The sequence below is a fragment of the Thalassobacterium sedimentorum genome (assembly GCF_031127905.1).
Lineage (GTDB): Bacteria > Verrucomicrobiota > Verrucomicrobiia > Opitutales > Coraliomargaritaceae > Thalassobacterium > Thalassobacterium sedimentorum.
Map to the genome: position 1 here is coordinate 77132 of NZ_JARXIC010000001.1, position 13217 is coordinate 90348.

The 13217-nt window shown below is 48.1% G+C and carries 10 protein-coding genes; 3 read left to right on the forward strand and 7 right to left on the reverse strand.

The window, feature by feature from the left end; genetic code table 11:
- Positions 1-58: 58 nt before the first annotated feature.
- From QEH59_RS00275 to QEH59_RS00290, 4 genes are all read right to left on the reverse strand, one after another.
- A complete protein-coding gene (locus QEH59_RS00275) occupies positions 59-712 on the reverse strand; it encodes a cytidylate kinase-like family protein (protein ID WP_308983348.1) in 654 nt (217 codons plus the stop codon).
- Positions 713-737: 25 nt separating this feature from the next.
- On the reverse strand, positions 738-1706 hold the full coding sequence (locus QEH59_RS00280; protein ID WP_308983349.1) for an ABC transporter permease: 969 nt from the start codon (positions 1704-1706) through the stop codon (positions 738-740).
- A 12-nt stretch (positions 1707-1718) separates the two neighbouring features.
- Positions 1719-3197 (reverse strand): sugar ABC transporter ATP-binding protein, encoded by a 1479-nt coding sequence (locus tag QEH59_RS00285; protein ID WP_308983350.1) that lies wholly within the window; start codon positions 3195-3197, stop codon positions 1719-1721.
- A gap of 121 nt (positions 3198-3318) precedes the next feature.
- Positions 3319-4278, reverse strand: coding sequence for a sugar ABC transporter substrate-binding protein (locus QEH59_RS00290; protein ID WP_308983351.1), 960 nt, complete (start codon positions 4276-4278; stop codon positions 3319-3321).
- A 404-nt stretch (positions 4279-4682) separates the two neighbouring features.
- Here QEH59_RS00290 and QEH59_RS00295 point away from each other — a divergent pair, with 404 nt between their 5' ends.
- Positions 4683-5834, forward strand: a complete 1152-nt coding sequence (locus tag QEH59_RS00295) for a hypothetical protein (protein ID WP_308983352.1) — start codon at positions 4683-4685, stop codon at positions 5832-5834.
- Positions 5835-5953: 119 nt separating this feature from the next.
- Here the strand turns inward: QEH59_RS00295 and pheT are convergent, their stop codons facing one another.
- A complete protein-coding gene (gene pheT, locus QEH59_RS00300) occupies positions 5954-8413 on the reverse strand; it encodes a phenylalanine--tRNA ligase subunit beta (RefSeq protein WP_308983353.1) in 2460 nt (819 codons plus the stop codon).
- 68 nt (positions 8414-8481) lie between these two features.
- Entirely contained in the window at positions 8482-9522 is a 1041-nt protein-coding gene (pheS, locus tag QEH59_RS00305) for a phenylalanine--tRNA ligase subunit alpha (protein WP_308983354.1), read from the reverse strand.
- Positions 9523-9779: 257 nt separating this feature from the next.
- Between pheS and QEH59_RS00310 the strand changes: the two genes are divergently transcribed.
- Positions 9780-10547, forward strand: a complete 768-nt coding sequence (locus QEH59_RS00310) for a pseudouridine synthase (protein WP_308983355.1) — start codon at positions 9780-9782, stop codon at positions 10545-10547.
- Here QEH59_RS00310 and QEH59_RS00315 read toward each other — a convergent pair.
- Complete coding sequence (locus QEH59_RS00315) at positions 10489-11730, reverse strand: glycosyltransferase (RefSeq protein ID WP_308983356.1); 1242 nt, start codon at positions 11728-11730, stop codon at positions 10489-10491. The genes QEH59_RS00310 and QEH59_RS00315 overlap by 59 nt on opposite strands.
- A 132-nt stretch (positions 11731-11862) precedes the next feature.
- Between QEH59_RS00315 and hemG the strand changes: the two genes are divergently transcribed.
- Entirely contained in the window at positions 11863-13197 is a 1335-nt protein-coding gene (hemG, locus tag QEH59_RS00320; RefSeq protein ID WP_308983357.1) for a protoporphyrinogen oxidase, read from the forward strand.
- The last annotated feature ends 20 nt before the right edge of the window (positions 13198-13217 follow it).

The following is a 13217-nucleotide window of genomic DNA, read 5'->3' on the forward strand; positions in this document are numbered from 1 at the left end:
AATGTATCGTTTGTCTGTGCGTATTGCCTAAGCGGTAACGAAGCACCGCAGGCTGAAACTAAACACGGAGCTCCAAAGCTTCTTCGATGGCACTCAATAAAAGTGGATCCACTTTGGTATTTTTCGCTAACAAGGCATTTGCAGGAACCGTCTTGGCCTCTAACATCGCGATGGCATCGATGATCCAGGCTTCAGCCGTTGTCGCAGGTATTAAATCGGTATTCATAACTAAATCGAAATCACTTTCATCGTGCCATTTGCATCCGTAAAATCGTTCCACGAATTTAATTCGTGCTTTGTCATCGGCCGCCACCTGACACGCTGCTTTAGATCGATCAGTAATGCGTTCACGCGCCATAACACGTTCCACTCGAACATCTGTAGGAGCATGAAGCCGCACATTGAGCACATCTGCGTATTTATTGAGTGCGACATAACCACCTCGAGCTAGAATTACAGTGCGTCCGCGGTACGCCAGCGCCTGCATGGTTTCGTTCAACATGGAAACCATTTCCAGATTCTTAGAATTAGCCAAATCCCAGAGATTGGGTGGCGAAGTGTAAAGCTCACCAAAGCGCGTCAATCCGTATTGCTGCAGAGTTCCTTGCAAAATTGATTTATCCACTAAGTCGTAACCTAAAGAATCAGCTACTTTCTGAGCGATTCTGCCGGCATCACTACCAAGCAGTCGGGATATTGCTATTGTATTCATGGTATAGACCTCCTGCGTATATGGGTTAACTTGCCTTGCGATGTTGCAAGCAATCGAATGCGACAGCGATCAACAACACGGATCCTTTAATCACCATTTGCGTGAATTCCGTGACATTCATCAAAACCATGCCATTACTAAGCACGCCTAGGATCAACACACCGGCGATAACATTTGAAATGCGCCCAACGCCACCAGTCACACTGACCCCGCCTAGCACGCATGCAGTCAATATTTCAAGTTCCAGCATTTTACCGGCCGTAACTGTTGCAGAGTTTGTCCTGGAAAGAATAACGATACCAGCAACGCCTGCGAAGAAGCCGGACAGCGAATACACAAGATATTTGACATTCTTAACTTTAATTCCGGAAAGCTTGGCAGCTTCCTCATTACCGCCCACGGCATAAAAATAACGTCCAAAATAAGTCTTATTAAGAATAAAGGCACCGATCGCCAAAATCACAATCATGATAACCACTGGAATCGGAATCGGCCCAAGATAGCCTTGACCAATCACAGCAAAGGAGTCTGGAAAACCATAAATCGGCAAACCTTTACTAATCAAGAACGCCACTCCTTCAATAATGATCATCATTGCCAGCGTCACAATCAACGGCGGCATCTCTATATTGGCAATAATCCAACCATTCGCAAAGCCAATCAATGTGGCCATGGTTAATGTAATAAAAATCGCCAGTACTGGATTCATACCAGCGTTGACCATAAACCAGCCACAGACGACGTTCACTAATGTGATGACAGAACCAACAGAGAGATCGATGCCACCTAATAATAAAACGAATGCAAAACCAACCGCAGCAATACCAAGCATCGATACCTGACGGGCAACGTTCATTAAGTTATGACTAACGAGAAAGTTCTCCGACGCGAAGGAGAAGAATCCGATGAGTGCGAATAAAACGATATAAATGCCGTTCTGTTTCGCGAAATCGACGGCCTTAGCCGTGCCTTTTAAATTTTCTAAATGTCCCATTATATTGTTCTCCTATTTTTGAGATGCGAAATTCATGATTGTTTCTTGATTAAAGTCCTTACGGTCCAAGCTCCCCGAGATTTTGCCGTCACACAGCACAACGATTCGGTCAGACATCCCCATTACTTCCTCCATTTCAGAAGAAATCATCAGCACAGATTTACCAGCTTCCACCAGTGAATTGACCAAGGTATAGATCTCTGATTTAGCTCCCACATCGATACCTCGGGTGGGCTCATCAAAAATCACTAGTTCAGGCTTGGAGGCCAGCCAGCGCGCAATGATCACCTTTTGTTGATTACCACCACTTAAATTCTTAATTTTCTGTTCAACCGAAGGCGTCTTGATGCGAATCGACTGCTTGTATTCTTCGGCAAGCCGTTTCTCTTCCTTGAGATCGATAGTAAAAAAATTAGAAATACGCTCTAATACCGCCATGCTGGTATTGCTGCGAATGGTCATATCCAATAAGGCTCCCTTCCCCTTGCGATCTTCCGGCACTAACGCGATGCCGCTGTCAATAGCATCACGAGGCGTCTTAGGATGAACTTCCTTACCATGAAGTCGGACGCTGCCGCCCGTTCGTTTAGCCGCGCCGAAGAGTAGTTCCGCAGTCTCCGTCCGCCCCGCTCCAATCAAACCGGCAAAACCGAGCACTTCTCCCTTTCTAATTTCAAAACTGATATCATTGACCCCGTTCCCCGAAAGGTTCTTCACTTCGATCAGAACCTCGTCAGAGATACAGGCCTTACGCTGCGGGTAAGTTTCTTTCAATTCACGCCCGACCATTAGCTTTACCAAGTCGTCCATGTTTGTCTCACTAGTCTTGACAGTGGCAATTTTCTGGCCATCACGCAGCACGGTGATGCGATCAGTTAGGCGAAATATTTCCTCCATGCGGTGCGAAATATAAATCACAGTCACACCCTTGGCCTTCAACTTTTCTACGACTTGATAGAGGCGCTCTGCTTCGGCCGACGTCAGCGGTGCAGAAGGCTCGTCCATAATCAGTATCCGAGCCTTTTGTGAGAGCGCCTTGGCGATCTCGACTAACTGTTGATAACCGACTGTCAGATTACTCACCAACTCATTGGGGTCGATATCGATATTGAATTGCTCAAAAATGGCAGCGGCTTCACGTGCCATGGCTTTTTTATTAATAACCAAGCCTTTGCGAATCGCTCGACCCAGAAAAATATTCTCTGCGACCGAAAGTTCGCCAACCAAATTAAACTCTTGGTAAATAACGCCGATACCATGTGCTTCTGAGATTTGCGGCGTCAGGGAGGTAAACACTTCGCCATCGATCACAATACTGCCATCATTTGGCTTAACTGCTCCTGTACAACTTTTGATCAGAGTCGATTTTCCAGCACCATTCTCGCCGACTAGGGCATGTGCTTCTCCTTGGACAAATTCGATGCTAACATCGTTCAGCGCAATCACTCCGGGGTATTTCTTAGTGATATTCTTTAGCTCTAGAATATTCATATATGCTAGTAAATAGGGGTTGGGGTTTATGATAAAAACAGGTTGGCGCAGGGCCTGTGGTATGTGTGGTGACAGGTAATTCGACCCACGCGCCAACCTGGAACTACTAGAACACTTTAACTTATTTGCCTAAGTAAGCGTCTACATTATCTTGTGTAACAGGAATAAACTCACGGTAAATTTCCTTGCTCTCGATCACAGCACCGGAATGAAGCATGGTTACCATATCCCAGATCTCTTTAGCGATATCTGTATTGGTGCCTGTAACAGTAACAGTCATACGAATGCCTTCGTTATTTTTCATCGCCGACAATTCGGGTTGAGTCGCATCCGCAGCAAAGATACCAAAGTCATCCGTAATCTTAGCTGCAGCCTTGGCAGCTTCGTTTGCGCCAACTGAACCACCTCCACCAATAGAGCATACTACTTTAACATTAGGGTTGGATTGAAAGATGGTTTCCATCTTTTCAATGCCTTCTTTGGTATCAATGGCACTGCTTTCTGCAACAATCTTAGCCTTAGGAGCCAATTCAATAATCGCATCGCGAATACCATTCCCACGCTCCAACAAAATAGGCAGTTGTGGGTAGTTCAGTATCGCAACCTCAGCGCTGCCTCCGAGCTTCTCGTTAATCCATTTAGCAGCATGCTCACCAATGGTGTAACCAAGCTCATGGTTATCAATCAACCACGCCAGATCAGCATTCTTCAGGTTATCATCCCAAGCGAGAACTTTGATTCCAGTATCGCGCGCTTGCTTTAAGGCAAATTCCACACCCTTAGGATCCGCAGGGTGAATAATAATCACATCCACTCCACTAGAGATAAAATTCTCAATCTGCGTAATTTGCTTACTCACGTTACTATCACAAGCAACGTAATTAATACTGGCACCCTGGGCTTTCACTTCTTTCTCGATCGCCTGGCAATAGCCAGCCCAAGTCGGGTTACTCAAGGACTGTACAGTCATGCCAATTTTAATCTGATCGTTATCTTTGGAAGCACCCTCGTTATCTTGGCCGCAGCCTACAATAAACAAGGAGGCAAGGAGGGTGAATAATCCAATTAATTTTTTTCTCATAGTATGGGGGGGGGGTTAGGTATTTTTATTGATGTTTTTTTATTAGACAAATCGAAGCATTGGTGGTCTCCGGGATGCAAAAATTCAAACGTAATTTTAATTATACAATAATACGCTAGGGCACAATTTTCGGGATGAGGTATTCACAGTAACAATGTTAGCCTGAAAACGAGAATTCGCATGAGGTAAAGGCTGACTCTATAAAGTAATAAATTATTACATATGTAAATACCAATAATTACATTTATACCACTTAATAATTACATTTGCATTACATTTAATCAATTCAAGCAGCAGACATCGCAACTAACGGACAATCCCCCCACCCCAGCGCACAACGACTCAAGAACTGAACTTAAAAAAAAACAATTGGGATAACTGAAAAAGTCTGTAGAGTAATGGTCATGAATACTCGGATCTATACATCAATTAATGAGCTCTCCGATGAACTCGAGACTCCGATAACAAAAATTCTCCATGGCGCGGATACGAAGCCCAAAGGAATTACAGGCTTTGACGGTTTCATCGATACCTTCATTCGAATGGAACAGCCTTCTACGATGGCAGAACTGGGGCCGAAAATCACAGCTGCAGCCGGAATCGCCGCCTCCTACCCGGTGCAACACAATGGCGACAAATTTGGCGGGAACGGCCCCCTACTCACCTCCGCCTTACACGGCATATACGACGGACAAATTGATCTGACCTATATCGGTGCAATGGGGCGCGATACAATTCTCCCAATATTCGAAGACGCGTTATCTGCAAAAACTACCCGCCTGTACTCACTCGCTGAACCAGCTCACAGCGATTGTCTAGAATTTGATGATGGAAAAGTGATGCTATCCGACATGCGCAGTTGCGCAGACATCACTTGGGAGCGCCTCATTGAAACAGTCGGGGCAGATGCACTGGATCAATTACTATCCAATTGTGATTTCATAGGAGCTGTCAATTGGGGTAAACTACCGCATGTCGGTAAAATTTGGAGTCAATTAGCCGGTCGGCTTCAGCAATTAGGCATCCGTAAAAAACAACTCCCCTTCTTTATGGATTTGGCCGAGTTTGAGCAGCGCCCACGTGAAGATATGAATCGCTTATTAGAGGAGCTCCCAGCAATCACGACTCAGTGTCATACAATTCTAAGCTTCAACTTAAAAGAAGCCTGGCAAATGGGGGCTTATTTTGGTGGCGAGTATTCGGGGCAGAAATCCCCGCAAGCAGTGGCCGAGCTCGCTGGTTTCCTACGGAAACACATTGATGTCGACCGCATCATCATCCACCCCAATGATGGTGCCGCATGCGCAAGTAAGCAGGGCATCGTATACATCCCCGGTCCCGTCGTAAAAAAACCACTCATTTCGACAGGTGCCGGAGACAATTTTGGAGCTGGTTGCCTCAGTGGCACCTTACTTGGCTTGGATGATATAGGCATCCTACTGTGCGGGGTTTGTAGCAGCGGCTACTTTGTTCGTACAGGTGCATCCCCCACCTTCGCACAGATCGGCTCCTTAATAAAACGGTGGCAGTCTAACGAACTTCCTGAACGCTTATAAGCGTCCACCCTAATGCAGAGTTAAAATACATACCTAGCGTATCGAACTCGCAGTCAGCACAACCCCGCCAGCATAGGCAAGGTTGTGCATCACAAAAGCAAGATTCGAATTATTCAGCGCTACTTCCGAATTTGGTACTCTGTCTTTTCCGAAATCAATTTCTGAATTGCTTCAAACGCGCGATTCACCTCCTTATCCTTGAGGGTACGATCCGCAGCGCGGAAGCTCATGCTGACAGCCAAGCTCTTCTTCCCCTCAGGTAGGCCTTGCCCCTGATATTGATCGAAGATACGGACACTCTCACAGTCAAAGCCCTGAGTCGCTTTTCTAGCGAATTTCGCGACGTCCTTTTCGACGTCTCCAGCTAGCACAGACTCATCAACAATCAGTGCGAGATCCTTAGCGGAAGCGGGCTGATTACTAATGCCGAGGTGACGGCCGCGCTTTGCTTTACGCTCGAAGAACTTAGGAGTCATTAGAATCGAACCAGCGATAATAGGTGTCTTAATATCCCATCGATCTTTCAAAATAGCCATATTCAATAGACCAGCAGTAGCTTGAAAGCCCATCTTTGCAAAATCGCCGGCCTCGGCCGAATGGCCGGGTTGCCAGAGCTGAGACTGTTCAATAGGTTTAAAGGTCAATTTGCTGGCTGCAGTGCCCGCAATTTCCAAAATCTCTCCAGCCAGGGTACGCGCCGTATAAAAATCTGCAACTTCCCGCTGACGCCACTCTCGGCTGAGCTGATCAGCCACAATTACAAAGCCGACAGACACTAGCTCCACCATCTGTCCTTTCACCTCGCGATAGACATGGCCTCGCTCGAAGAAACGCGTCGCGCCCGTAGCACGCGCCGCATTCAACTTCAGCACATCTAATAAACCGGGAATCAATGAAGGACGCAAATGGCTCTGATCGCTTTGTAGTGGATTATCCAATGCCAGCACCTTGAAGCTCTCCTCTCCAAAGAAAAACTTTGTCTCTTCAGGATCGCGCAACGAATATAGAAAGGCTTCGTCGAAGTTTTGCCCAGTCAAGTAATCGGCCACCGCCTCATTAACTGTGTAAATGCGATGATCCTGCGTGCTAATACCGCGGGCAACAACCTCAGACTCGGGAATCTTATCAGTGCCATAGACACGGATAAACTCTTCGATCAAATCAACGTCACGTTGTAAATCTTGACGATAGGAGGGTATCGACACTTCCCAACGCACAGAGCCGTCATCTGCATTGTGCACAGCAATCACCAGTCCAAGCGATTCGAGTACGTTCTGAATGTCCTCATCACTGACCTCAAAGCCAATGAACTGACGCACACGATCTGGTGACAGCTGCACTTCGGAGAGAGTGGGAGGCTCTGCCCCAACTTCAATTTGATTGCCGTCCACGCGGCCTCCCGCAACTTCGAGAATAAGGTCGACAGCGCGTAGGGCTGCATAGGTAACCCCTTTGGGATCGATACCGCGCTCGAAGCGATACGAACTATCCGAAGAAAGCCCTAATTTACGCGAAGTCGCGCGCACGGAGGTCGGAGAGAAATAAGCGGCTTCCAATACCACATCAACGGTGTCCTGATCGACCTCAGCCGCCAGTGAGCCCATAACACCTGCAACCACCAGCGGGCGCTCAGCATCAGCAATCACAGCCATGTCAGCCGTAAGACTACGCTCGACTTCATCCAACGTGGTGATTTCCTCGCCCGCTTCAGCCATACGCACCACGAGTTTACCACCTTGAATTTTGCCCGCGTCAAACGCGTGCAAGGGCTGGCAAGTTTCGTGAAGCACATAGTTCGTGACATCAACCACATTGTTAATCGAGCGCTGACCGGTAGCTTCGATGGCATCCTTGAGCCACTTAGGACTGGGCCCTATTGTCACGCCTTTAATACAAATCGCAGTATAGTGTGGACAAAATTCAGGCGCACTGACTTCCACACCAGAGATGAGAGCTGTTCCGTTACTTCCGTTCTCTATACTCGCTTTTACCTCAGGATACTGAACGCTCAATCCGAATTTGGCGGCTAACTCACGGGCCACACCAATATGGCTGAGCACGTCGACTCGGTTAGGCGTAATTTCCAAATCAAAGACGGTGTCACCATCCGTGTAGAGGTCGTTGAGCGGCATGCCCAATTCAGTATCAGCTGACAGTATCATGATGCCATCATGATCTTGACCAATTTGTAGCTCCTTAGCGGAACACATCATTCCGGCAGAAGGTTGCCCACGCAACTTGGAGGCCTTAATCTTAAAATCGCCCGGTAGAACAGCACCTGGCAGCGCGACCATGACTTTGTCACCTTGCTTAAAGTTTTTAGCACCACAGACGATGTCGTGGACTTCACCTTCGTTGCCAGTTGAGACCTTACAGCAACGCAAACGATCGGCATCAGGATGCTGAATATATTCAAGCACCTGCCCGACGACAACGTTGTTCAATTGAGGCGGGCCCAATTTTTCATATTCCTCGATGTCAAAACCGAGTAAGGGCAAGACTTCAGCCAGCACTTCAGGCGAGTGCTCGGCCGGATCGAGGTCGATATAGTTTTTAAGCCAGTTATAAGAAATTTTCATGATGAAAAGTAATTGAAAGAATAGATTCGATGCTTCGGATGCACAGCCGACGCTGCAGTTAATTCTGCCTAGGCAAACTGTTTTAGGAAACGGACATCGTTTTGGTAATAGTAGCGAATATCATCAACGCCTTGTAATATCATGGCGATGCGCTCGATCCCCATGCCGAATGCATAGCCAGTGTACGCCTCGGGATCGATACCGACAGCTTTAAACACCTCGGGGTCCACCATACCGCAGCCCATAATTTCAAGCCACTTGTTACTCAGCTTACCAAGATCCGGCGAAAAGAAATCCATCTCAAAACTAGGCTCGGTAAACGGAAAGAAACTCGGACGCAAACGAGTTTTTGCTTTGGGGCCAAAGATTGTTTTGACGAAATGATCCAGAGTCGCCTTCAGATCGAGCAAGGTGACATTCTTATCGACGTACAATCCCTCAATTTGGTGGAAGTTTGCGCTGTGTGTTGCATCAGGAGTATCACGCCGGAAACAACGGCCAGGTGCTACAATACGAATAGGAGGCTGCGATTGCAGCATGGTGCGAATCTGCACAGTCGAGGTATGGGTGCGCAACAGGTATTTCTCGTCTGCGTGCTTACTGACATTATTAACTTTCAAACTCTCAGGCAAGTAGTAGGAATCCTGCATATCACGTGCCGGATGATCACTCGGAATATTAAGTGCATCGAAGCAATAATGCTCCGTCTCGAGCTCAGTCGCCTCGGCCACAGAAAATCCTATACGTCGAAAGAGCGCCACCATCTCTTCACGCACCTGAGCGATCGGATGCAGGGTGCCACGAGCGGCATCGGGCGCGGGCAGCGTAGGATCGATGGCCGGGCCAAGCTTGGCAGCCAGTTCAGCTGCTTCAATACGCTCAACCACCTGGTCAAATGCTGCTTGCACTGCGGTCTTGGCCTCGTTGATTAACTTCCCCATGGCTGGCTTGTCCTGCTTCGGCACTTTTCCCATGCCCTTCATGACATCGGTCAAGGCACCCTTGGGGCCGGAAATAGTAGCCTTGTAGGCCTCAAATTCTGCGCGCGCTTGTATGGTAGGTGCAGATTTCTGTACCTCGGCGACGATAGCGTTTAACTGTTCTTGCATGATAGTCCTGTTTTACAGTGAAGCGGTGAGGGTTTCACTCTGAGATATTTTGTCGAGACGGTTTTCCAGTAAATCTTAGGTGAAATCAGCAAAACTTCCCCGTCATTTTAAAAAATATTGCTGCAATCACAAGGGTTCGGTAGCTTTACACGTGGAAAATCCAAATTAGAACACATACTTTTCATCGTCAATTAGCCTCGATTCACGGACAAAGGGAATTTAGATAATTCAACCACTTAGCATTAAGCTCATACAGTTTGGCGACTTCAAAAAATACAGAAACTCGGCACTTAAAGATCTTATATCAAGACGCCGACTACATAGCGATTGATAAACCAGCAGGTCTGCTCGTGCATCGAAGCCCGCTAGATCGCCATGCTAGCGAGTTTGCAGTCCAAATGCTGCGCGATCAGCTGGGGCACCCAGTCAATCCCTGCCATCGTTTAGATCGTCCCACCAGTGGCATTCTACTTTTTGCGCTCAACACGAGCGCGACTCGCGCCGCTCAAAATGTCTTTGCCCAACAACTCGCGAGCAAAACTTACCATGCTGTCGTACGCGGCTGGCTCGACGGAGCGGGCGAAATTGATTATGATCTGCGCAACGAAGAAAGACCGGACAAAATGCAATCCGCAGTGACCGCCTACCGCTGCCTGCGACAGTCTAGCATACAGGTGCCAGTGGGACGCTACCCCAGCGCACGACTTTCACTAGTAGAACTGCATCCGAAAACCGGACGCACGCATCAATTACGTAGACATATGGCACACCTGCGTCATCCGATTCTAGGTGACACCCGACACGGCGACAGCGCACAAAACAAATTCTTACGAGCTCAATGTGGTCGACAAATACTACTACTGCGAGCAGTCAGACTACAAATCCCCCACCCGACTAGCGGTCGAAACTTAGATATACACGCCGGTATGGACGCTGACTTTGCAGCTGCACTCGATCAATTAAAACTCATCCCCGCAGCAACTGCTCTAAAGCATGCACAGCCGCCGCAGGACCATCTTCTTTAGCCAACTCAACAGCCAAATCTCGAGCACGCTGTGGCATTTTCTTAGACTTCTCGATCATTCGCACCGCTTTCGGCAAATCTTCAGGCCAGCGCTTTCGTTTAACTTCCAAGCCCACTCCCAACCGTTTAACCTCAGAAGCAAAAAACCACTGATCACCAATGTGAGGAATGATGACATGCGGCACCCCGGCATGCAGCACACTCGCTGTAGTTCCCGCACCACCATGATGGATCACTAAGGAAGCGTATCGAAATAATTGATCATGTGACACGCGCCCAACTCGTAGCATCTGATCATTTGGCCGCTCGATCGTCAAACCAGCCCATCCGGATTGTATAATAATTTTTTTTCCAGCTGGCCAGTTACGCATAAAACGCGTCATCACCTTACGGGCTTCATCAAATGTCACGCTACCAAAGGTCAAAATCGGCACTGCTTCGTTCTGACAAAAATTCTTAAGAGTATCCTCCAAAGCTGCATCCTCTGGCGACTGCCATCGTAAATAGCCAGTAAATTTAAAACGGTCGCTCCACAGCCGCGGCGGCTGACAGAGCTTTGCCGATACAGTCACCAAGGCTAAATCTGCGGGTTCCAACGCAAAACTTTCGGCGCGCCCCATACCATGACGTGCCATCGCCTCGCCCACTACACGATTAATTTGCCAACACAGCACACGATCTGTGAGTTTCCACAAAACCTGATTCCAACGACGACGAAGAAAAGCGGGGGCAGCTAAACGTGGTAAGCCCTCTGGAGGATAACTGACCGAAGGCACCACATTGTGAGCAAATGTAGTCACCACACAGGGTACATTAGCTTGACGTGCAAGGGTGCACAAATTGGCAAACACATAACTGGTGACAAAAATATCGGCGCTCACCAACTCACGCTGTAAAGTCTCCAATATTTCATCGAGAAAAGGTAGGGATTCAGAGTAAATAATTCGTATCAAGTCCAAGGCGTGTCTGGCCTTAGTCAAGTCACGCATCGCTTCTGCAAAGCCACTCTGATCCCAATCCGGCGGGAGGTACACGAACTCGATACCCGCCGACTCAATTTCATCGCGAAACAGAGAAACAGTAGCAAAACGCACCTCATGCCCCGCCTCAACCAGTGCCCGACCCAATCGAATTACTGGATAAATATCTCCTGTCGAACCGTGTGAAGTAAGCAATACGTTCATAAAAATTGACTTTAAGTGTGAAAGAAACTCGAGAATCAACAGCATTCAATGACGACACCTAATTGTGACAGTTACACAGGGAGACATTTTCAAATTGCAGAAGCTCACCGCTCACGATTCTCTCAACATCCTGTGAAGAAAACAGCTATCATCGGTTCCGGAATCACTGCACTAACACGCGCTTGGCAACTCACACAGCGTGGGCATAGCTGCGTCGTGCTAGAGAGCTCCCCTCGAATTGGTGGTGCCATACAAAGTCACCGCTCAGGAGCCTACCTAGCGGAAGCTGGGCCGAACTCAATTCAGGTTAACAGTGCAGCAGTAGATCGTTTCCTCCGCAGTGTTCCCAACTTGGAAAATCGTATCATTACTGCCTCAGCTCGAGCTAAAAAACGATTTATTTTACGCAATGGACGCCCCCAAGCGGTGCCAATGGGACCATTATCGGCAATAACGAGCCCATTATGGAGCCTGAGCGGCAAACTGCGTGTTTTAAAAGAGCCTTTCGTTCGGCCAATGGCCCCTGATGTCGAAGAGAGTGCTGCTGACTTCGTACGCCGTCGCTTAGGCGAAGAACTTTATCAATACGCAATCAACCCACTAATCGGCGGCATTTACGCAGGCGATCCCGAGCAGCTATCCTTACGCTATGCATTCCCAAAGCTCTATGCCCTCGAGCAAAATCATGGCGGCATGATTCGAGGCGCCATCGCAAAAATGCACGGCAATCGTCAAAAACATGTGCCTACTGTGAACAAGCGCATTATTTCTTTCGAGAATGGCCTCGCAGAACTGCCACAAGCGCTGGCCGCTGCCCTTGGCGAGTGTGTACATACCTCCGTGTATTTAGAATCGATTCAACACATCGATTCACATTGGCAGATAAAATGGAATGGGCAGATACATCATTACGATGAAGTCATACTCACAACTCCTGCCCACTCATTGGCGATGCTGCCGCTCGACCTTACACTGGAAAAAGCACTACGTCCGTTAAAAGCCATCGACTATCCACCAGTTTCCGTACTCAGCCTCGCATTCAAACGTGCTGAAGTCGCACATCCCTTGGACGGTTTCGGCGTATTAATACCTGAATGTGAAAAACGCATGATTCTAGGAGTGCTCTTTCCCTCAAGTATATTCGCCCATCGCGCTCCTGCAGACGAAGTACTCCTCACCGTATTCGTGGGCGGCGAGCGTCAACCCAAACTCGCGCAGCCAGACACGGACACTCTGCGCATCAAGATACTCCCGGAACTGCGCCAAATACTTGGAGTCGCCGGCAAGCCCAAGTTTGTGCATCATACACACTGGCCCCGTGCGATACCACAATACAAGCTTGGCTATGGCGAATTACTCCAGCAAATGCAAACTGTCGAAGCTCATTTCCCGGGGCTGAAACTAGCCGGTAATTACCGTACGGGTATTTCACTGAGCTATTGTATCGAATCCGCGCTCGAAGCCTAGAGCAATGACTTCTCATTCGA

What these genes read in the sequence shown, in the direction of transcription:
- QEH59_RS00275 (WP_308983348.1), bottom strand. Translation starts at nt 712, where the DNA reads ATGAATACAATAGCAATATCCCGACTGCTTGGTAGTGATGCCGGCAGA.
- QEH59_RS00280 (WP_308983349.1), bottom strand. Translation starts at nt 1,706, where the DNA reads ATGGGACATTTAGAAAATTTAAAAGGCACGGCTAAGGCCGTCGATTTC.
- QEH59_RS00285 (WP_308983350.1), bottom strand. Translation starts at nt 3,197, where the DNA reads ATGAATATTCTAGAGCTAAAGAATATCACTAAGAAATACCCCGGAGTG.
- QEH59_RS00290 (WP_308983351.1), bottom strand. Translation starts at nt 4,278, where the DNA reads ATGAGAAAAAAATTAATTGGATTATTCACCCTCCTTGCCTCCTTGTTT.
- QEH59_RS00295 (WP_308983352.1), top strand. Translation starts at nt 4,683, where the DNA reads ATGAATACTCGGATCTATACATCAATTAATGAGCTCTCCGATGAACTC.
- pheT (WP_308983353.1), bottom strand. Translation starts at nt 8,413, where the DNA reads ATGAAAATTTCTTATAACTGGCTTAAAAACTATATCGACCTCGATCCG.
- pheS (WP_308983354.1), bottom strand. Translation starts at nt 9,522, where the DNA reads ATGCAAGAACAGTTAAACGCTATCGTCGCCGAGGTACAGAAATCTGCA.
- QEH59_RS00315 (WP_308983356.1), bottom strand. Translation starts at nt 11,730, where the DNA reads ATGAACGTATTGCTTACTTCACACGGTTCGACAGGAGATATTTATCCA.